Source organism: Pseudomonas batumici (genome assembly GCF_000820515.1).
Lineage (GTDB): Bacteria > Pseudomonadota > Gammaproteobacteria > Pseudomonadales > Pseudomonadaceae > Aquipseudomonas > Aquipseudomonas batumici.
Genome location: NZ_JXDG01000056.1, coordinates 50,787 through 69,746, shown reverse-complemented (window position 1 = coordinate 69,746; position 18,960 = coordinate 50,787). Strand labels below are relative to the sequence as shown.

The 18,960-nt window shown below is 62.7% G+C and carries 18 protein-coding genes; 12 read left to right on the top strand and 6 right to left on the bottom strand.

Features of this window, described 5'->3' with window-relative positions:
- Positions 1–12 precede the first annotated feature (12 nt).
- Together UCMB321_RS20590 and UCMB321_RS20585 are read left to right on the top strand one after the other, a co-directional pair.
- Positions 13–744: a response regulator gene (locus UCMB321_RS20590; protein WP_040070273.1), complete on the top strand. Its 732-nt coding sequence runs from the start codon at positions 13–15 to the stop codon at positions 742–744.
- The gene (locus tag UCMB321_RS20585; protein ID WP_040070272.1) at positions 734–2,194 is read left to right on the top strand and encodes a HAMP domain-containing sensor histidine kinase; all 1,461 of its coding nucleotides are present in this window, start codon (positions 734–736) and stop codon (positions 2,192–2,194) included. Before UCMB321_RS20590 ends, UCMB321_RS20585 begins: the two co-directional genes overlap by 11 nt.
- Here UCMB321_RS20585 and UCMB321_RS20580 read toward each other — a convergent pair.
- On the bottom strand, positions 2,163–2,807 hold the full coding sequence (locus UCMB321_RS20580; RefSeq protein ID WP_040070271.1) for an AP2/ERF family transcription factor: 645 nt from the start codon (positions 2,805–2,807) through the stop codon (positions 2,163–2,165). The genes UCMB321_RS20585 and UCMB321_RS20580 overlap by 32 nt on opposite strands.
- Before the next feature lie 306 nt (positions 2,808–3,113).
- Here UCMB321_RS20580 and UCMB321_RS20575 point away from each other — a divergent pair, with 306 nt between their 5' ends.
- The 7 genes from UCMB321_RS20575 (at position 3,114) to UCMB321_RS20545 (ending at position 11,400) form a co-directional block, all read left to right on the top strand.
- The gene (locus tag UCMB321_RS20575) at positions 3,114–4,397 is read left to right on the top strand and encodes a D-mannose isomerase (RefSeq protein WP_040070270.1); all 1,284 of its coding nucleotides are present in this window, start codon (positions 3,114–3,116) and stop codon (positions 4,395–4,397) included.
- Positions 4,398–4,502: 105 nt separating this feature from the next.
- A complete protein-coding gene (locus UCMB321_RS20570) occupies positions 4,503–5,789 on the top strand; it encodes an ABC transporter substrate-binding protein (protein WP_040070269.1) in 1,287 nt (428 codons plus the stop codon).
- 154 nt (positions 5,790–5,943) lie between these two features.
- Positions 5,944–6,852 (top strand): carbohydrate ABC transporter permease, encoded by a 909-nt coding sequence (locus UCMB321_RS20565; RefSeq protein ID WP_040070268.1) that lies wholly within the window; start codon positions 5,944–5,946, stop codon positions 6,850–6,852.
- Positions 6,845–7,690 carry a carbohydrate ABC transporter permease gene (locus UCMB321_RS20560; RefSeq protein ID WP_040070267.1) on the top strand — a complete coding sequence of 282 codons (846 nt, stop codon included), beginning with the start codon at positions 6,845–6,847 and terminating at the stop codon, positions 7,688–7,690. Before UCMB321_RS20565 ends, UCMB321_RS20560 begins: the two co-directional genes overlap by 8 nt.
- 2 nt (positions 7,691–7,692) lie before the next feature.
- Positions 7,693–8,853: an ABC transporter ATP-binding protein gene (locus UCMB321_RS20555; protein ID WP_040070266.1), complete on the top strand. Its 1,161-nt coding sequence runs from the start codon at positions 7,693–7,695 to the stop codon at positions 8,851–8,853.
- A gap of 88 nt (positions 8,854–8,941) precedes the next feature.
- A complete protein-coding gene (locus tag UCMB321_RS20550; protein WP_040070265.1) occupies positions 8,942–10,288 on the top strand; it encodes a carbohydrate porin in 1,347 nt (448 codons plus the stop codon).
- A 257-nt stretch (positions 10,289–10,545) separates the two neighbouring features.
- Positions 10,546–11,400, top strand: coding sequence for a D-hexose-6-phosphate mutarotase (locus UCMB321_RS20545; RefSeq protein ID WP_040070264.1), 855 nt, complete (start codon positions 10,546–10,548; stop codon positions 11,398–11,400).
- A gap of 156 nt (positions 11,401–11,556) precedes the next feature.
- Here the strand turns inward: UCMB321_RS20545 and UCMB321_RS20540 are convergent, their stop codons facing one another.
- On the bottom strand, positions 11,557–12,417 hold the full coding sequence (locus UCMB321_RS20540) for a MurR/RpiR family transcriptional regulator (RefSeq protein ID WP_177096979.1): 861 nt from the start codon (positions 12,415–12,417) through the stop codon (positions 11,557–11,559).
- A gap of 226 nt (positions 12,418–12,643) precedes the next feature.
- On the opposite strand from UCMB321_RS20540, the gene zwf reads away from it, so the two are divergent.
- Genes zwf through UCMB321_RS20525 form a run of 3 tightly spaced genes read left to right on the top strand, consistent with a single transcriptional unit; the run spans position 12,644 to position 15,496 of the window.
- Positions 12,644–14,113, top strand: coding sequence for a glucose-6-phosphate dehydrogenase (gene zwf, locus UCMB321_RS20535; RefSeq protein ID WP_040070262.1), 1,470 nt, complete (start codon positions 12,644–12,646; stop codon positions 14,111–14,113).
- On the top strand, positions 14,100–14,813 hold the full coding sequence (pgl, locus tag UCMB321_RS20530) for a 6-phosphogluconolactonase (RefSeq protein ID WP_040070261.1): 714 nt from the start codon (positions 14,100–14,102) through the stop codon (positions 14,811–14,813). Before zwf ends, pgl begins: the two co-directional genes overlap by 14 nt.
- A 17-nt stretch (positions 14,814–14,830) precedes the next feature.
- Entirely contained in the window at positions 14,831–15,496 is a 666-nt protein-coding gene (locus UCMB321_RS20525) for a bifunctional 4-hydroxy-2-oxoglutarate aldolase/2-dehydro-3-deoxy-phosphogluconate aldolase (protein ID WP_040070260.1), read from the top strand.
- Between the two features lie 162 nt (positions 15,497–15,658).
- On the opposite strand, the gene UCMB321_RS20520 is transcribed toward UCMB321_RS20525, so the two are convergent.
- From UCMB321_RS20520 to UCMB321_RS20505, 4 genes are all read right to left on the bottom strand, one after another.
- Positions 15,659–16,843, bottom strand: coding sequence for an aminotransferase class V-fold PLP-dependent enzyme (locus UCMB321_RS20520; protein WP_040070259.1), 1,185 nt, complete (start codon positions 16,841–16,843; stop codon positions 15,659–15,661).
- 25 nt (positions 16,844–16,868) lie between these two features.
- The gene (locus UCMB321_RS20515) at positions 16,869–17,105 is read right to left on the bottom strand and encodes a DUF3820 family protein (RefSeq protein ID WP_040070258.1); all 237 of its coding nucleotides are present in this window, start codon (positions 17,103–17,105) and stop codon (positions 16,869–16,871) included.
- A 158-nt stretch (positions 17,106–17,263) separates the two neighbouring features.
- On the bottom strand, positions 17,264–17,734 hold the full coding sequence (locus UCMB321_RS20510; RefSeq protein ID WP_040070257.1) for a MaoC family dehydratase: 471 nt from the start codon (positions 17,732–17,734) through the stop codon (positions 17,264–17,266).
- A gap of 72 nt (positions 17,735–17,806) precedes the next feature.
- Positions 17,807–18,751 (bottom strand): alpha/beta hydrolase, encoded by a 945-nt coding sequence (locus UCMB321_RS20505; protein WP_040070256.1) that lies wholly within the window; start codon positions 18,749–18,751, stop codon positions 17,807–17,809.
- Positions 18,752–18,960 lie beyond the last annotated feature (209 nt).

Sequence of the window (18,960 nt, the reverse complement as noted above, 5' to 3'; positions counted from 1 at the left end):
AGGACGATTTTCGTGAGCGTATTCAGTAAGTCCATTCTCCTGGTCGACGACGACCAGGAAATCCGTGAATTGCTGGACACCTACCTCAGCCGTGCCGGTTTCCAGGTGCGTACCGTCGGCGATGGCGCCGGCTTTCGCCAGGCCCTCAACGATGCCCCCAGCGACCTGGTGATCCTCGACGTCATGCTGCCCGACGAGGACGGTTTCAGCCTGTGCCGCTGGGTGCGCCAGCATCCGCGCCAGGCCCAGGTGCCGATCATCATGCTCACCGCCAGCTCCGACGAGGCCGATCGGGTGATTGGCCTGGAGCTGGGCGCCGATGACTACCTGGGCAAGCCCTTCAGCCCCCGGGAGTTGCAGGCCCGGATCAAGGCCTTGTTGCGCCGTGCCCAGTTCGGCCAGGAGCGCGGCGGCAGCGAGGTACTGGCCTTCGACGAATGGCGCCTGGACACGGTCAGTCATCGACTGTTCCACCTCGACGGCGAAGAAGTGATCCTCTCCGGCGCGGACTTCGCCTTGCTTAAGCTGTTCCTCGATCATCCCCAGGAAATCCTCGACCGCGACACCATCGGCAATGCCACCCGTGGACGTGACCTGATGCCCCTGGACCGGATCGTCGACATGGCGGTCAGTCGCCTGCGCCAACGCCTGCGTGACACCGACAAGCCGCCGCGGCTGATTCGTACCGTGCGCGGCAGCGGCTATCAGCTGGCGGCCAACGTCACCCCGGCCAATGCTCTCTGAGCTGCGCCGGCGCCTGCCGGTTCCGCGCTCGCTGCTGGGGCGCATGCTGCTGCTGACCCTGCTGGCGGTGCTGATCGCCCAGGCGCTGTCCAGCGTGATCTGGCTCTCGCAGTTGCGCGCCACGCAGCTCGAAGGGCTGGTCACCAGTGCCCGCAGCCTGGCCCATTCGATGACCGCCAGTGTCAGCTACCTGCGCTCCCTGCCACTGGCCTATCGTCCCCTGGTGCTCGATCAATTGCGCAGCATGGGCGGCACGCGTTTTGTCGTCACCCTCAATGACAAACCCCTGGACATGCGCCTGCTGCCGGCCACGCCACGCAAGGCGGCGGTGCTCGAAGCCGTGCACGAGGTGCTGCGCCAGGCGCTGGGCAACGAGGTGGATATCTCGGTGCAATTCGTCAGCCCCGACGACCTGCGGATCTTCAACGGTGGCCTGAAACTGGATGAGCTGCCGCGTTCCTGGGCCCACTACGCGCTGACCCTGGAACCGGTCAATCCGCCGGTGCTGGTGACGCAGATCCAGATGGCCCCCGGCGAATGGCTGTATATCGCCTCCTTGCTGCCGGAGCCTTACACCAGCCTGGAAGAGGAAGGCCTGCCGTCCCAGCAGGTGTGGTTCATTGTCCTGACCAGCGGCTTTCTGCTGTTGTTCATCGGCCTGCTGGTGCATTGGCAGAGTCGGCCCCTCAAGCGCCTGGCGCGGGCGGCGCGGGACATGTCTCTGGGCGATGCGCAGGTGCGGCCGGTGGCCGAGGGCGGCGGCAGCGAAGTCGTGGAGGTGGGACGGGCCCTCAACGCCATGCGTGAGCGCATCAGCCGTTACCTGACCGAGCGCAGTCAACTGTTCAGCGCCATTTCCCACGACCTGCGCACCCCCATCACTCGCCTGCGGCTGCGGGTCGAGCTGCTGGAGGACGAGCAACTGCAGTACAAGTTCGGGCGTGATCTCGATGAGTTGGAGATGCTGGTCAAGGGCGCGCTGCAATGCGTGAAGGACACCGATATCCACGAGAACATCGAACCGGTGGACCTCAACCACGCCCTCGATTGCCTGATCGAACCCTACCTGCCGCCCAATGGCAACGGTCGGGTGACGCTCGACGGTCGTGCCCTCGCGGCCTTTCCCGGCAAGCCGCTGGCGTTGCGGCGCTGCATGGGCAACCTGATCGACAACGCCCTCAAGTACGGTGACAAGGCCCATCTGCGGGTCGAAGACGATGAGGTGGCCTTTGTGCTGCACGTCGATGACGAAGGTCCGGGCGTGCCCGAGCAGCGCCTGGAGCAGGTGTTCGAGCCGCATTTTCGCTTGTCCGGCCAGCAGCAGGGCTATGGCCTGGGGTTGGGGATTGCACGCAATATCGCCCACAGCCATGGCGGCGAAGTGAGCCTGCAGAACCTGCGCGAAGGCGGGCTGCGGGTTACTTTGTACTTGCCGCGAAATGCCGACTGATCGACAGGAGCGCCTGTTCCGGGCTGATGTTCAGCGTCGGCTCGGACGAGCCCGGCATGAGGATATCCGCTGAGACCCGAACCTCCCGCGGCCGTGCCATGGCGGCGCGGATGCGGTGCTCGCGCACGCGGCTGTTGCTCTGGCTGAAGTAGCGTTGCAAGGCTTCCATTGCCTGTTCATAGGGTTCGTTGCACAGGGCCAGCTGGCGTTCGCGCTCACGTAGCGCCAGGCGTTTGGCCTGTTCTTCGCCGTGGCGGCGGACACTGAAACTGCGGCTCAGGCAGTAGCCATGAATCCGCGTGCTGGCCCGCCAGTAGCCGGTATGGTTCGTCTCGACCCGGATCACCCCGGGATGACCGCTGGTGTTGTGGGGCATCAGCCGCTGGCGCTCGGCATAGCTCTGCGACGGCTGCATTTTCAGCACCAGGGCGTTGCGACAGGACTCGGCCATGCTCCGGGCCGGTCCCTCGCCGCCACACTCGGCGAAGCTGAAGACCCCACCCAACCGGGCGCCGCCGCGCATGACCTCGACCTTCCAGGCACACAGGCCCTGCTCGTTGTAGAGCGGGAAGATGCAGCATTGGCGGGGGTTGCGCAGATGGGGGGCAACCATGGAACACACCTCCTCGTGGGCGCTCGACCGGCGCATTTGGAATGAAGACGTGCAGCAGATTCGCCTAAGTAAAGGAGTGCTTCAACGTGGGAAAAGACGTTAGGGATCACTCCTACACGGGAAAGGGAAACGACTTATTCAGCAATTTTCCTACTTTCCGAAGCGCTGATTCGAAGCGCTCTTTCCTCTGTGCCTTTGTCACCAAGTGGTGACATTTGCGCGGGGCTTCGTGACCTGATGACGAAGGGCGGCTGGCTAGAATCGCCCGATAACGGTTTCGACCCTGATAACAAGAAAGGTACTCGGATGGACACCCTTGAACTGCCCTTCAGCAGTTGGCTCAACGCTCCTGCGCATCGTGCCTGGTTGCTGGCCGAAGGCCGGCGGCTGCTGGCGTTTGCCAGGGCCTCGCGCCTGGCCGAAGGCTTCGGCAATCTCGACGCGCACGGGCGCCTGGCGGACGGCGCCATGGCCGAAACCATGAACACCGCGCGCATGACCCACAGTTTCGCCATGGCCCATATCCAGGGGATTCCCGGTTGCCTGGCGCTGGTCGATCACGGTGTCGCCGCCCTCTGGGGCCCCTTGCGCGATGCGGTCCACGGTGGCTGGTATGCAGCGCCCGGGCATCGCGATGGCAACAGTGGCAAGGCTGCTTACCTGCATGCCTTTGTCGCCCTGGCCGCGAGTTCCGCGGTGGTGGCCGGCAGCGCCGATGCCCCAGGTCTGCTGGCCGAAGCGATCCGGGTGCTCGAAACGCATTTCTGGAGCGAGGAGGAGGGCGCCCTGCGTGAGTCCTTTGCCCGCGATTGGCAGCAGGAAGAGACCTACCGCGGCGCCAATAGCAACATGCACGGCACCGAGGCTTTTCTCGCCCTGGCGGATGTCACCGGCGACAGCCGCTGGCTGGACCGCGCGCTGCGTATCGTCGAGCGGGTGATCCACACTCACGCCGCCGCCAACGATTTCAGGGTCATCGAGCACTTCGACCGCCAGTGGCAACCGCTGCGCGAGTACAACCACGACAACCCGGCGGACGGCTTTCGTCCCTATGGCACAACGCCGGGTCACGGCTTCGAGTGGGCGCGCCTGGTGCTGCACCTGGAGGCCGCTCGCCGCCAAGCGGGCCTATTGACCCCCGATTGGTTGCTGGATGACGCCCGCGCTCTGTTCGACAGCGCCTGCCGTCACGGCTGGCAGGTCGATGGGGCCGCGGGCATTGTCTACACACTGGATTGGCACAACCGCCCGGTGGTCCGCCAGCGCCTGCACTGGACCCACGCCGAAGCCAGCGCCACGGCCGCCGCCCTGCTCCGGCGTACGGGCGAGGCGCAGTACGAAACCTGGTATCGACGCTTCTGGGATTTCATCGATGTGCATTTCATCGACCGGGAGCTGGGCAGTTGGCATCACGAGCTGGATGAGCACAACCGACCCGATGCGAAGATCTGGGGTGGCAAACCTGACCTCTATCATGCCTTTCAAGCGCTACTGCTGCCCGGCCTGCCACTGGCTCAAAGCCTCGCGAGCGCTCTGGCCCGGCAGTCTTCGGGTGATAATGGCAGCGCAACTCATGTCACCATGTCGTGACATTTGCACGTCCCTTCGTTACCTGCGAGGGGCCTTGCCTTGACTAAAATCCCATGCAGCGCAAGCACCAGACTTGCATGCATAACAACAAGAAAGGTACTACAGATGAATTCGATTTCCCGCCTCGCCGCTGTCGTTTCCCTCGCCTCGTTGTTTCCTCTCAGTGCTATGGCCGCTGACTCGAAAGGGTCCGTGGAAGTCGTTCACTGGTGGACTTCCGGTGGTGAGAAAGCCGCGGTCGATGTCCTCAAGGCCCAAGTTGAAAAAGACGGTTTCACCTGGAAAGACGGCGCTGTAGCCGGCGGCGGCGGTGCCACCGCCATGACCGTGCTCAAGAGCCGTGCCGTCGCCGGCAACCCACCGGCCATGGCACAGGTCAAGGGGCCGGACATCCAGGAATGGGCGTCTACCGGGCTGCTCGACACCGATGTCCTGAAGGGCGCTGCCCAGGAAGAGAAGTGGGACAGCCTGCTCGACAAAAAAGTCTCCGATACCGTGAAATACAACGGTAACTACGTGGCCGTGCCGGTGAACATCCACCGCGTAAACTGGCTGTGGATCAACCCTGAAGTCTTCAAGAAAGCCGGCATCGAAAAAGCGCCGACCACCCTCCAGGAATTCTACGCTGCCGGCGACAAGCTCAAGGCCGCGGGTTTCATTGCGCTCGCCCACGGCGGTCAGCCTTGGCAGGACAGCACCGTTTTCGAAGCCGTCGTACTCTCGGTCATGGGTGTCGATGGCTACAAGAAAGCCCTGGTCGACCTGGATAACGCCGCCCTGACCGGTCCTGAAATGGTCAAGGCGCTGACCGAGCTGAAGAAAGTCGCGACCTACATGGACGTCGACGGCAAAGGCCAGGACTGGAACCTGGAAGCGGCCAAGGTCATCAATGGCAAGGCCGGCATGCAGGTCATGGGTGACTGGGCCAAGAGCGAGTGGACGGCGGCCAAGAAAGTCGCCGGCAAGGACTACGAATGCGTAGCTTTCCCGGGCACCGAAAAAGCCTTCACCTACAACATCGACTCCCTGGTGGTGTTCAAGCAGAAAGACAAGGGCACCGCGGCGGGCCAGCAGGATATCGCCAAGGTCGTCCTGGGGGATAACTTCCAGAAAGTCTTCAGCATCAACAAGGGTTCGATCCCGGTTCGTAACGACATGCTGAGCGACATGGGCAAGTACGGTTTCGACTCCTGTGCCCAGGTCGCCGCCAAGGACTTCCTGGCGGATGCCAAGACCGGCGGCCTGCAGCCGAGCATGGCGCACAACATGGCGACCACGCTGGCCGTGCAAGGGGCGTTCTTTGATGTCGTGACCAACTACATCAACGACCCGAAAGCCGACCCTGTCGATGCCGCCAAGAAACTCGGCGCAGCGGTCAAGTCTGCCAAGTAATTCTTAGCTCCGCAGGCCCCCTGTAGGAGCTGGCTTGCCAGCGATAGCGCAATGTCAGTCAGCGGATTCACCCACTGATACACCGCAATCGCCAGCAAGCCGGCTCCTGCAAGGGATCCGCATGTAGTCCTTTTCCCTGTACTGGATGCTTCCCATGAGTTCTGTTGCTGTGTTCAGCAAGGCCTCGCCGTTCGATGCGTTGCAGCGCTGGCTACCCAAACTGGTGCTGGCGCCCAGCATGTTCATCGTCTTGGTGGGCTTCTATGGCTATATCCTGTGGACGTTCGTACTGTCGTTCACCAACTCGACTTTCCTGCCGACCTACCAATGGGTAGGCCTGGCGCAATACGCACGCTTGTTCGACAACGACCGCTGGTGGGTGGCGAGCAAGAACCTGGCGGTCTTCGGCGGGTTGTTCATTGCTGTCACCCTGGTGATCGGCGTGCTGCTGGCGGTGTTCCTCGACCAGCGCATCCGTCGCGAAGGTTTCATCCGCACCATTTACCTGTACCCGATGGCGCTCTCGATGATCGTCACCGGTACCGCCTGGAAATGGCTGCTCAACCCGGGCATGGGCCTGGATAAGCTGCTGCGTGACTGGGGCTGGGAAGGCTTCCGCCTGGACTGGCTGATCGACCCTGATCGCGTGGTGTATTGCCTGGTGATTGCCGCGGTCTGGCAGGCCTCGGGGTTCATCATGGCGATGTTCCTGGCCGGTCTGCGCGGTGTCGATCAATCGATCATTCGTGCCGCCCAGATCGATGGCGCGAGCATGCCCACGATCTACTGGAAAGTGGTGCTGCCCAGCCTGCGTCCGGTGTTCTTCAGTGCGGTGATGATCCTGGCGCACATCGCGATCAAGAGTTTCGACCTGGTAGCGGCGATGACGGCCGGTGGCCCGGGTTACTCGTCCGACCTGCCCGCCATGTTCATGTATTCGTTCACCTTCAGTCGCGGCCAGATGGGCATGGGCTCGGCCAGCGCGATCCTGATGCTCGGTGCGATTCTCTCGATCATCGTGCCTTACCTGTACTCCGAGCTGAGGGCCAAGCGTCATGACTAGTCTCGCCTACAAACCGTCCATCAGCCTGAGCCGCATCGCCATCTACGCGGTGCTGCTCCTCGCCGTGCTGCTCTATCTGGTACCGCTGGTGGTCATGTTGTTGACCAGCTTCAAGTCGCCGGAAGACATCAGCACCGGCAACCTGCTGAGCTGGCCAACGGTGGTCACCGACATCGGCTGGGTCAAGGCCTGGGGCACGGTCAACGGTTACTTCTGGAACTCGATCAAGATCACCGTTCCGGCGGTCCTGGTCTCCACCGCGATCGGTGCGTTGAACGGCTACGTGTTGTCGATGTGGCGCTTTCGCGGTTCGCAGCTGTTCTTCGGCCTGTTGCTGTTCGGCTGCTTCCTGCCGTTCCAGACCGTGCTGCTGCCGGCCTCGTTCACCCTCGGCAAGATGGGCCTGGCCAGCACCACCACCGGCCTGGTGTTCGTGCATATCGTCTACGGGCTGGCGTTCACCACGCTGTTCTTCCGTAACTACTACGTCAGCATTCCCGATGCGCTGGTGAAGGCGGCACGCCTGGATGGCGCGGGTTTCTTCACCATCTTCCGGCGGATCATTCTGCCGATGTCGACCCCTATCATCATGGTCTGCCTGATCTGGCAGTTCACCCAGATCTGGAACGACTTCCTGTTCGGCGTGGTGTTCTCCAGCGGCGATTCGCAACCGATCACGGTGGCGCTGAACAACCTGGTCAACACCAGTACCGGGGTCAAGGAATACAACGTTGATATGGCAGCGGCGATGATCGCCGGGCTGCCGACCCTGCTGGTCTATGTGGTGGCAGGCAAGTATTTCGTGCGCGGGCTGACGGCCGGCGCGGTCAAGGGGTAATCATGGCAACGCTCGAACTTCGCAATGTAAACAAGACCTACGGCGCCGGCCTGCCGGACACCCTGAAGAATATCGAACTGTCGATCTCGGACGGCGAGTTCCTGATCCTGGTGGGGCCTTCGGGCTGCGGCAAGTCAACGCTGATGAACTGCATCGCGGGCCTGGAGAACATCACCGGCGGTGCGATCATGATCGGTGACCAGGACGTCAGCGGCATGAGTCCGAAGGATCGTGACATCGCCATGGTGTTCCAGTCCTATGCGCTGTACCCGACCATGAGCGTGCGCGAGAACATCGAGTTCGGCCTGAAAATCCGCAAGATGAGCCAGTCGGCCATCGACGAGGAAGTCGCGCGGGTCGCCAAGCTGCTGCAGATCGAGCACTTGCTCAATCGCAAGCCCGGCCAGTTGTCCGGCGGCCAGCAGCAGCGTGTCGCCATGGGCCGTGCCCTGGCGCGGCGGCCGAAGATCTACCTGTTCGACGAACCGCTGTCCAACCTCGACGCCAAGCTGCGGGTCGAGATGCGCACCGAAATGAAACTGATGCACCAGCGCCTGAAAACCACCACGGTCTACGTGACCCACGACCAGATCGAAGCCATGACCCTGGGCGACAAGGTGGCGGTGATGAAGGACGGCATCATCCAGCAGTTCGGCACGCCCAAGCAGATCTACAACGATCCGGCGAACCTGTTCGTCGCCAGCTTCATCGGTTCGCCGCCGATGAACTTCATTCCTCTGCGCCTGCAGCGCAAGGACGGTCGCCTGCTGGCCTTGCTCGACAGCGGCCAGGCCCGTTGCGAGTTGCCGATGGGCATGACCGATGCCGGTCTGGAAGACCGTGAAGTGATCCTCGGCATGCGCCCGGAGCAGATCGGCCTGATGCAGGGCGAGTCCAACGGGCTGCCGAGCATCCGTGCCGAGGTGCAGGTCACCGAGCCGACCGGTCCCGACACCCTGGTGTTCGTCAACCTCAACGACACCAAGGTCTGCTGCCGACTGGCACCGGACGTGGCGCCGCAGGTGGGCGAAACCCTGACCCTGCAATTCGACCCGGCCAAGGTGTTGCTGTTCGACGCCCAGACCGGCGAACGCCTGGGGGTGGTGGGCAAGCCGCAGGCCCAGGTGCATGCCCACAACGTGGCGCAGTTCAAGGGCCACTGAAATTCGTGACGCGGGGTTCGCCCCGCGCTGCAGTCGATGTAACCGCGTTAGATAAAGCAGTTAATAACAATAAGACGAGGATGTAGGGATGAAAAAGCGACACGTCAATACCCGCCTGTTCTGCCAATTGTCGGCGGCGGCAACACTGGTCCTGGCTGGCAATGCCATGGCGGCCGACGCTTTCAGCGCCGACTCGAAGTGGATGACCGGCGACTGGGGTGGCGAGCGGACCAAGCTGATCGAGCAAGGTATCGACATCAAGGCGGATTACGTCGGTGAAGTGGGCGGCAACCTGGGCGGCGGCTTCAACCACGACAAGACGGCGCGCTACAGTGACCAGTTCGGCCTGGGGGCAGCGCTGGACCTGCAAAAACTGTGGGGCTGGGATAACACCCAGGCCAAGATCCAGCTGACCAACCGTAACGGTCAGAACATCTCCAATGACCGTGTCGGCGATCCGCGTGCCGGCACCTTGAGTTCCTCCATGGAAGTCTACGGTCGTGGCCATATGGTCCGTCTGACCCAATTGTGGATCCAGCACCAGTTCTTCGACAATAAACTGGACGTCAAGGCCGGTTACTTCGGCGAAGGCGAAGACTTCAACACCTTCCCTTGCGACTTCCAGAACCTGTCGTTCTGTGGCTCCCAGGTGGGTAACTATGTCAACACCTGGTTCAACTGGCCCGTCAGCCAGGCCGCCATTCGCGTGAAGTACAACATCACGCCTGAGCTGTATGCGCAGATCGGTGCGTACAACCAGAACCCGTCGCAACTGGAGCACGGCAACGGCTTCAAGCTCAGCGGTAGCGGCACCAAGGGCACCGTCTTGCCGGTCGAACTGGTCTGGTCGCCGAAGGTCAACGACCTGCCGGGCGAATACCGTGTCGGTTACTACAAAAGCGCGGCTCCGGCTAATGACGTGCTCAAGGACGCCAATGGCGGGAATGCCGCAACGACGGGGCAGCCCTATCGTGTCCACGACAGCAAGCACGGTTACTGGTTCGTTGCGCAGCAGCAACTCACCAGCCACAACGGCGACGCTTCCCGCGGTCTGAACATCGCGGCCAACGCGACCTTCCACGACAAGGCCACCAACCTCGTCGACAACTACCAGTCGCTGATGTTCGTGTACAAAGGGCCGTTCGATGCGCGTCCGAAGGATGACGTCGGGATCGGTTTCGCCCGTATCCATGTCAACGAGGACGTGAGGAAAAACGCCGAGTTGCAAAACGCCGCCCTTGGCGTCAGCGACTACAACGACCCGCTGTTCTCGCCACTGCGCAACACCGAGTACAACTACGAGATCAACTACGGCTTCCACGTCACCAACTGGCTGACCGTACGGCCGAACCTGCAGTACGTCACCCACCCGGGTGGCGTGAATCAAGTCGACAACGCTGTGGTTGCTGGCCTGAAAATTCAGTCGGTCTTCTAAGGCCTCGGCTGGTAAGCTCTCTCTCTATGTGCGCATCTTGCGGATGGTCCACCAGACCGTCCGCTTTTTTTTGGCGCGCGCACTACTGTAGGAGCAGCCGGTCGACGCTCGATTGCTCGCGATGGACGTCAACGATAACGCGGGGAGCCTGATACCCCACGGTGCCTGGACCACCATCGCGAGCAATCGAGCGTCGACCGGCTGCTCCTACAAGTGGAGAGATGCAAATAGTTTGGTGATTTCAGGATTCGCGGCACATGCACGAGCAACCGCTACAACGCTTTTTCAAATCCCGGCGCGAACAGCCGGTCTTCCAGTGGGAGCGCTTTCAACAGCGCGAGGTACTGGTGATCGACCATCCGCTGTGCCAGGCGGTGTTCAGTCGCCAGGGCGCGCAATTGCTGCACTTCCAGCCACGGGGGCAGAAGCCCTGGTTGTGGTGCGCGGCGAAGTGGCCGCAGGTCGGCGCGATTCGCGGTGGAGTGCCCGTGTGTTGGCCCTGGTACGGTCGCCACCCGAGCGAGAACGCCTGGCCGTCCCATGGTTGGGCGCGGTTGATCGACTGGAAACTGCTGGAAAGCAGCAGCGACGAGGAAGGTGTCAGCCTGCACTGGCGTTTGCAGCTGTGCGACTGGCAGGTTGATTTGCAGGCGCGGCTGGGCGAGAGCATGGACCTGCGCCTGAGCACTGAGCATCAGGACAGCGAACCGTGCCAGTTGAGCCATGCGCTGCACGCCTATTGGCGTATTGGCGACGTAGGCGAGATAGCGCTGTCTGGGCTTGAGGGTGCGGAGGGTTATGACCAGTTGAATCGCCAGGCCTGCCGGCAGGAAGGCGAGTTGCGGGTCGAGGGCGGTTGCCAGCGGGTGTTCCAGCATGAGGGGGAGCTGCACCTCAAGGATCATGCCTGGCAGCGGGAATTGTGCATCGACACCGGCGACAGCGCCGACACCGTGGTCTGGCATCCGGGGCACCGGCCGTTGCTGGGGGTGAGCTGGAGCGAAGTGATGGGCTTTGTATGTGTCGAGGCCGCCAGTGGCGGTACCGACAGCCTGTGCCTGGCGCCCGGGGAGCGGGCGCATCTGAGTTTGCAGGCACGGGCTTCGGCCTGAGCCTTGGGGCATGCGGTGTGGCAGATGACGCTATCGCCAGCAAGCCGGCTCCCACAAGTCGGCGTTTCGCCGCGCTTTATCGTCGAGCCCGGAATCTGTAGGAGCCGGCTTGCTGGCGATGAGGCCGGCCCGGCCGACCTCTATCCGGGCCAGGCCTCAGTTGAACTCGTCGCCCACCGGATAGCGGCTGGCGTTGAGGCTTTCCTTGATCTTGCGCAGGTGCGGCTGGAAATCCACGCCGCGGCGCAGGGTCATGCCGGTGGCCAGGACGTCCAGCACCGTCAACTGGATGATCCGCGAGGTCATCGGCATGTAGATGTCGGTGTCTTCCGGCAGCGGAATGTTCAGGCTCAGGGTACTGGCCTTGGCCAGGGGCGAGCCCGCTGCCGTCAGGCCCAGCACCGAGGCGCCGTTCTCCCGGGCGATGCGCGCCACTTCCACCAGTTCCCGAGTGCGCCCGGTGTAGGAAATGATCACGAACAGCTCGCCGGTGTGGGCCACCGAGGCGATCATCCGCTGCATCAGCACATCGGCATGGGCGGTGACCGCCAGGTTGAAGCGGAAGAACTTGTGCTGGGCATCCAGGGCCACCGGCGCCGAAGCGCCCAGGCCGAAGAAGTGGATCTGCCGGGCCTGGATCAACAGGTCGACGGCACGGCTGATCAGGTTCGGGTCCAGGGCCTGGCAGGCGCTGTCCAGGGAGGCGATGGCGCTGCCGAAGATCTTTTGCGTGTAGGCCTCGGGGTTGTCGTCGGCCTCCACCGCGCGGCTCACGTAGGCGGCGCCGCTGGCCAGGCTCTGGGCCAGTTGCAACTTGAGTTCGGGATAGCCGCTGACACCGAACGAGCGGCAGAAGCGATTGACCGTCGGCTCGCTCACCGAGGCCGCCTGGGCGAGGGCGGCGATGCTGAAGCGGGTCGCCTGCTGTGGGTTGAGCAGGATGACTTCGGCGACTTTGCGCTCGGCCTTGTTCAGGTCTTCGAGGCGGCTCTGGATCTGCTCCAGGAGATTTCGCACGCGGTCCATTTTGAGGGTCCTTGATTCGAGACAACTTGGGTTCTGCAAGGCCCGGAACCATGCCCTTGGGCGGTTCCCGGCGGTGGCCTATCCTACTGATGGCGTGTGATGACCACCACTCGGAATCATCATTTTGATAAAATGTTGTGGTTATTACTACATTTTTCCTTGAGTGATGCCTCGAAAAAAGGTATTTATCGCTTAACTTGATAAAAGAACAAACATCATGCCTTCGATAACGGTTGAACCGTGCACCTTTGCCTTGTTCGGCGCCCTGGGCGACCTGGCGCTTCGCAAGCTGTTTCCTGCCTTGTACCACCTTGATGGCGCCGGCCTGCTGCATGCGGACACGCGCATCCTGGCGTTGGCGCGCGAGCCCGGCAGCCCTGCCGAGCACCTGGCGACCATCGAAGAAGAACTGCGGGTCTTTGTCGAGGCCAAGGAAATCGACGAAGCGGTGCTCGAGCGCTTTCTTGCGCGCCTGAGCTATCTGCATGTGGACTTCCTCAAGGCCGACGACTATGTCGCCCTGGCCGAACAGGCCGGTACCCGCCAGTGCCTGATCGCCTATTTCGCCACACCGGCCTCGGTCTATGGTGCGATCTGCGAGAACCTGGCCAAGGTCGGCCTGGCGGAAAACACCCGGGTGGTGCTGGAGAAGCCCATCGGTTCGGACCTTGAGTCGTCGCGCAAGGTCAACGACGCCGTGGCGCGGTTCTTCCCGGAAAACCGCACCTATCGCATCGACCACTACCTGGGCAAGGAGACGGTGCAGAACCTGATCGCCCTGCGTTTCGCCAACAGCCTGTTCGAAACCCAGTGGAACCAGAACTACATCTCCCACGTGGAAATCACCGTGGCCGAGAAGGTCGGTATCGAAGGCCGCTGGGGTTACTTCGACAAGGCCGGCCAGCTGCGGGACATGATCCAGAACCACCTGCTGCAACTGCTCTGCCTGATCGCCATGGACCCGCCGGCGGACCTCTCGGCCGACAGCATCCGTGACGAGAAGGTCAAGGTGCTCAAGGCCCTGGCGCCGATCAGTCCGGAAGGTCTGACCACCCAGGTGGTGCGCGGCCAGTACATTGCCGGGCACAGCGAAGGCCATTCGGTGCCGGGTTACCTGGAGGAAGAAAACTCCAACACCCAGAGCGACACCGAAACCTTCGTCGCCCTGCGCGCCGATATCCGCAACTGGCGCTGGGCCGGCGTGCCGTTCTACCTGCGTACCGGCAAGCGCATGCCGCAGAAGCTGTCGCAGATCGTCATCCACTTCAAGGAACCGTCGCACTACATCTTCGCCCCCGAGCAGCGCCTGCAGATCAGCAACAAGCTGATCATCCGCCTGCAACCGGACGAAGGCATTTCCCTGCGGGTGATGACCAAGGAGCAAGGCCTGGACAAGGGCATGCAACTGCGCAGCGGACCGCTGCAACTGAATTTCTCCGACACCTACCGCAGTGCGCGGATTCCGGACGCCTACGAGCGTCTGTTGCTGGAAGTGATGCACGGCAACCAGAACCTGTTTGTCCGTAAAGATGAAATCGAAGCCGCGTGGAAGTGGTGCGACCAGTTGATCGCCGGCTGGAAGAAATCCGGCGATGCGCCCAAGCCGTACGCGGCGGGGTCCTGGGGACCGATGAGTTCCATTGCACTGATCACGCGGGATGGGAGGTCGTGGTATGGCGATATCTGAACTGAAACTGCCGCAGGGCGTGCAGGCGCATGAATTCCGCACCCCGACGTTGTTGGCCGAGGGCCAGGCCCGGGCGGTTGCCGAGCAACTGCGTGGCGCCATCGCCGCGCGTGGCGTGGCGACCCTGGTGGTGTCCGGCGGGCGCAGCCCGGTGGCGTTCTTCCAGAGCCTGGTGAAACAGGAGCTGGATTGGTCCAAGGTGGTCGTCAGCCTCGCCGACGAGCGCTGGGTGCCGGTGGAGCACGCCGACAGTAATGCCGGTCTGCTCCAGCGCTACCTGCTCCAAGGTCCGGCGGCCAAGGCCCGGTTTATTGGCTTGTACAACGCGGCGGCGAACCTGGAGGCGGCGGCGGAACAGGCCGATCGCTTGCTCGCCGAGCTGCCGGCGATCGACGTGCTGGTCCTGGGCATGGGCGATGACGGTCACACCGCGTCGCTGTTCCCTGGCAGCCCGAACCTGGCGGCGGCTCTGCAAGTGGATGGCAGCCGTCGGGTCTGGCCGATGATGGCACCGACCGTACCGCGCCAGCGCCTGAGCATGAGCCGGGCCCTGCTGGCTTCGGCAACCTTCACCGTACTGGCGATTTCCGGCCAGTCGAAACTCACCACCCTGAATGCCGCGTTGGCTGGCGACAGCCTCGCCACCATGCCAATTCGTGCCTTCCTGCAACCTACCCTGGATATTTACTGGTGCCCATGAGCCAAGGATCCGCTGCTATGACAAAAAATGTCCCGACCGTCTCCATGGTAGACAAGGTCGTCCTGATCGATGAGCTTTGCACCCGTGCACGGATTCTCCCGGTGATCACCATTGCCCGCGAGCAGGACGTGCTGCCGCTGGCCGACGCCCTGGCCGCCGGCGGCCTGACGGCGCTGGAAGTGACCCTGCGCTCGCAGTTCGGCCTCAAGGCCATCCAGATCCTGCGCGAGCAGCGCCCGGAGCTGGTGACCGGCGCCGGTACCGTGCTCGATCGGCAGATGCTGGCGGCGGCGGAGGCGGCGGGTTCGCAGTTCATCGTCACCCCGGGCATTACCCGTGACCTGCTGGAAGCCAGCGTCGACAGTCCGATTCCGTTGCTGCCTGGCATCAGCAATGCCTCGGGGATCATGGAGGGGTATGGCCTGGGCTATCGCCGCTTCAAGCTGTTCCCGGCGGAAGTCAGCGGCGGCGTGGCGGCGATCAAGGCGTTGGGCGGTCCGTTCGGCGAAGTGAAATTCTGCCCGACCGGCGGCGTCGGTCCGGCCAATATCAAGAGCTACATGGCGTTGAAGAACGTGATGTGCGTGGGCGGCAGCTGGATGCTCGATCCCGAGTGGATCAAGAACGGCGATTGGGCGCGGATCCAGGAGTGCACCGCCGAGGCGCTGGCCTTGCTGGACTGATTCATCGTTACCGAATTCGTTGTGTGTTCTACGGCTTTACGGTGCGCTTGGTCGGCGCACCGTTTTTTTTTGCCTGACGAAAAGTGCTGTCACACCGTTATCGTACGTACGATGCGACCTTTGTGGGAGCCGGCTTGCTGGCGATCCCGCGAAGCGGGCCATTCACCCGCTCAACTCGCCCAGCGCCCGCACCAGCACCTTCAGGTCCTGCGCCGAATTGGCCAACCCTGGCGTGACCCGGATGCAATTGCCATGGGCCGTGCCGTCGCGAGTCACGGTAAACAGGTTGTAGTCCGCCAGCAGCCGGTCGACCATCCGCTGCTGGTCCGGCTCATGCCGAAAACGCAACGAGGTGATGCCGCAATACAGCCTGGGATCATCCGGTGTCAGCACCTCGATGCCCGGCATCCGGCGCGCCTCGCTCACCCAAAGATCGCGCAGGTAATTGAGGCGTGCGCCCTTGGCCGCCGAACCGCCGAGTGCCCGATGCTCCTCGATGACCAGGGGCAAGGTCATCCAGGCCGGAATATTCGGCGTGCCATAGGGCGCGCGGGCGCGGATATCGTCGAGGGGGTAGCGTTCCTCCCCCATGTCCGGGTCGATATCCGCCAGGCGCTTGGGATCGATATAGAGAAAGCCCAGGCTCAGGGGCGCGCCCATCCACTTCTGCAGGTTGAAACCGGCAAACAGGATACCCAGTGCTTCAAGGTTGAAATCGATCTGGCCCAGGGCGTGGGCACCGTCGAGGATCACGTCGATCCCATGCTCCCGGGCCGCGCTCGCGATGGCCTGCACCGGCATCACCAGTCCGCTGCGATGGGTGACATAGGTCAGGGCCATCAGCTTCAGCCGGGGATAACGTTCGAAAGCCTCCTGATAGGTGGTCACCAGGCTGTCGAAACTCACCGGGAAGGGGTGGCTGATCTCGATCAGTTCGACGCCGCGGTTGCGCGCCAGCCAGCGCATGGCACCCAGTACGCTGGGGTATTCCTGGTCGCTGACCAGCAACTGATCGCCGGGCCGCAGGGCATTGTAGTTGCGGATCAGCGCGTGCAGGCTGTCGCTGGCGCAGCGGGTCAGGGCCACTGATTCCGGATAGGTGCCCAGCAGATCGGCCAGTTGCGCGCGAATCTCCAGGCTTTCGAGGCTGTCGAAGCGCTGGCGCACATGCACCGAGTTGCTGCGGTTGATGAATTCGATATGGCCTTGGTACGCCGCCACGACGCTGCGGGTCATGCGGCCGAAGTAGCCGTTTTCCAGGTTGATCGGGCCGGGCTCGACGTCGTAGCGCGCGGCCACGCCCTGCCAGAAGTGTTCGTCGCGGGCCTGCTCTTCATTCCTTGACATGGCGCTGCTTCTCTCGACAACGGGATCAATGGCGGGGTTTGGGTTTGCCGTGCTTGGCGCGCAACGGATCGAGCAGGTCGGACAAGCCGTTGTGGTCGATCTCCTGCATCAGCGCGAGCAGGCCGCCGAGCTCGCCGTGGGGGAAACCCTGGCGGGCGAACCAGTTCAGGTATGGGCCGGGCAGGTCGGCGATGATCCGCCCCTTGTATTTGCCGAACGGCATCTCGCGGGTGACCAGCAGTTCGAGTGTCTCGGGATTCATGGCAACCTTGTCTTGCGCTGTTCAAGCGTCTTGGAAAATACAGGCGTTCTGCAGGCAGGCCAATGGACAGTTCCTGCCAATGACCGGCATACAGATTTTGCCTGACAGGTTTTGTGCCTGAACAAAAAAACGCCGGTTGATCCGGCGTTTTTTATGCATCAACCGATGCTGATGGCGGGCAGGGTCGGCAGGGTCACCGTCTGTTGCTTGCGCGGGGCGAGGATCTCGGCTTCACCGTCGACCACCAGCTCATCGCGCTGGTTGAACACGCGGGTGGCGATGCGTACGCGGAATTTCGGCAACTTCTCGAGAATCTCCAGGCGCACGGTCAGGGTGTCGCCGATCTTCACCGGCTTCTGGAACGTCATCTGCTGGCCCAGGTAGATGGTGCCCGGCCCGGGCAGCTCGCAGGCCACCGCAGCGCTGATCAGCGCACCGCTGAACATGCCGTGGGCGATACGCTCCTTGAACATGCTCGCCGCCGCGAACTCGGGGTCCAGGTGCACCGGGTTGTGATCGCCGGACATGGCGGCGAACAACTGGATATCGCGCTCTTCAACGGTCTTGCTGTAGCTGGCGGTCTGGCCGACTTCAAGGGTTTCGTAAGGCGTGTTGGTAACCTGGGTCATCGCAAGGGTGTCCTGTAAGGGTGTTGTTTAAAATCAACCCATTGATTTTAAAGTAAAGAATTTGACTGGTGATCATTCCGAGCGCGAAGGTCGACGATGGGCCAGGGCCTGTTCCAGCCACAGGACCACGTCATGGGTGACTTCCTCGCGGTTGGTCTCGTTGAACACTTCATGCCGTGCCTGTGGGTAGACGTTCAATTGCAGGTTCTGGCTACCGGCGGCGCGCAAGGCGTCAGCCAGATTCTTGAGACGCTTGCCCTCGCTGACCGGATCACATTCACCGCCCATCACCAGCAGCGGCAGGCCCGGGTCGATCTGCGCCAGGTTCCTGGCCTTGCTGATCTGCTGCAGGCCGCCGAGCAGATCGATCCATAATTGGTTGGTGCAACGGAAGCCGCACAGCGGGTCGTTGACGTACTTGTCCACTTCATTCGGGTCGCGGCTCAGCCAGTCGAAGGCGGTGCGGTTGGGCTTGAAGGCCTTGTTGAACGAGCCGAACGACAGCCAGTTGATCAGCCCGCTGCGCCCGGCGGGGCCCTGGCGCCAGCGTTCGAAGCGGGCAATCGCGCCGGCCGCGCGGTACAGCGCTACCGGTTGGAAATTCGAGCCGCTGAGGATCGCGCCCTGCAAGCTGGCGCTGTGGTGCAGCAGGTAGGCCTGGGCGATGTAGCTGCCCATGCTGTGGCCGAGCAGGATGATCGGCACCCCCGGGTGTTGTGCGCCGATGCGCTGGTTGAGGCTGGCCAGGTCACTGACCACCGCGCACCAGCCGTCCTGGTCGGCATAGTGCCCGAGTATGCCGTGTTCGGCGGTCTTGCCGTGGCCGCGCTGATCGAGGGCGTACACGCCATGGCCGGCCTCGCACAGGGCATCGGCCAGGCGTTCATAGCGGCCGCTGTGCTCGGCCATGCCATGGGACAGCATGATCACGGCTTTCGGCGGGGCATCCGGCAACCAGCGATTGACGTACAGGCGGCTGTGGTCACTCACGGTCAGCCAGAAGGTGTCATGGATCATGGCGGTTCCTTTGCACGGGGGCGAGACGGACATCGGATGGGGCACGTTGTCGCCCCATTGTATAGCGCATCCTCGCACAGGAAGCAGACCCTGCTGCGCATTGGCAGCTAGATTCATGATGTTGATGACAGTGTTTGGCATATTTGCCTGATCCGCGTTAGCTGCTAACGTCCGCTAAGCACCGCTTTTTTCGCCTTGGCGCGCAGGCG

Excerpts from the sequence above, each read along its gene's own strand:
- zwf (WP_040070262.1), top strand. The coding sequence starts at position 12,644 with ATGCCTTCGATAACGGTTGAACCGTGCACCTTTGCCTTGTTCGGCGCC.
- UCMB321_RS20505 (WP_040070256.1), bottom strand. The coding sequence starts at position 18,751 with ATGATCCATGACACCTTCTGGCTGACCGTGAGTGACCACAGCCGCCTG.
- UCMB321_RS20520 (WP_040070259.1), bottom strand. The coding sequence starts at position 16,843 with ATGTCAAGGAATGAAGAGCAGGCCCGCGACGAACACTTCTGGCAGGGC.
- UCMB321_RS20570 (WP_040070269.1), top strand. The coding sequence starts at position 4,503 with ATGAATTCGATTTCCCGCCTCGCCGCTGTCGTTTCCCTCGCCTCGTTG.
- UCMB321_RS20560 (WP_040070267.1), top strand. The coding sequence starts at position 6,845 with ATGACTAGTCTCGCCTACAAACCGTCCATCAGCCTGAGCCGCATCGCC.
- UCMB321_RS20575 (WP_040070270.1), top strand. The coding sequence starts at position 3,114 with ATGGACACCCTTGAACTGCCCTTCAGCAGTTGGCTCAACGCTCCTGCG.
- UCMB321_RS20550 (WP_040070265.1), top strand. The coding sequence starts at position 8,942 with ATGAAAAAGCGACACGTCAATACCCGCCTGTTCTGCCAATTGTCGGCG.
- UCMB321_RS20585 (WP_040070272.1), top strand. The coding sequence starts at position 734 with ATGCTCTCTGAGCTGCGCCGGCGCCTGCCGGTTCCGCGCTCGCTGCTG.
- UCMB321_RS20580 (WP_040070271.1), bottom strand. The coding sequence starts at position 2,807 with ATGGTTGCCCCCCATCTGCGCAACCCCCGCCAATGCTGCATCTTCCCG.
- UCMB321_RS20565 (WP_040070268.1), top strand. The coding sequence starts at position 5,944 with ATGAGTTCTGTTGCTGTGTTCAGCAAGGCCTCGCCGTTCGATGCGTTG.
- pgl (WP_040070261.1), top strand. The coding sequence starts at position 14,100 with ATGGCGATATCTGAACTGAAACTGCCGCAGGGCGTGCAGGCGCATGAA.
- UCMB321_RS20555 (WP_040070266.1), top strand. The coding sequence starts at position 7,693 with ATGGCAACGCTCGAACTTCGCAATGTAAACAAGACCTACGGCGCCGGC.
- UCMB321_RS20545 (WP_040070264.1), top strand. The coding sequence starts at position 10,546 with ATGCACGAGCAACCGCTACAACGCTTTTTCAAATCCCGGCGCGAACAG.
- UCMB321_RS20510 (WP_040070257.1), bottom strand. The coding sequence starts at position 17,734 with ATGACCCAGGTTACCAACACGCCTTACGAAACCCTTGAAGTCGGCCAG.
- UCMB321_RS20515 (WP_040070258.1), bottom strand. The coding sequence starts at position 17,105 with ATGAATCCCGAGACACTCGAACTGCTGGTCACCCGCGAGATGCCGTTC.
- UCMB321_RS20525 (WP_040070260.1), top strand. The coding sequence starts at position 14,831 with ATGACAAAAAATGTCCCGACCGTCTCCATGGTAGACAAGGTCGTCCTG.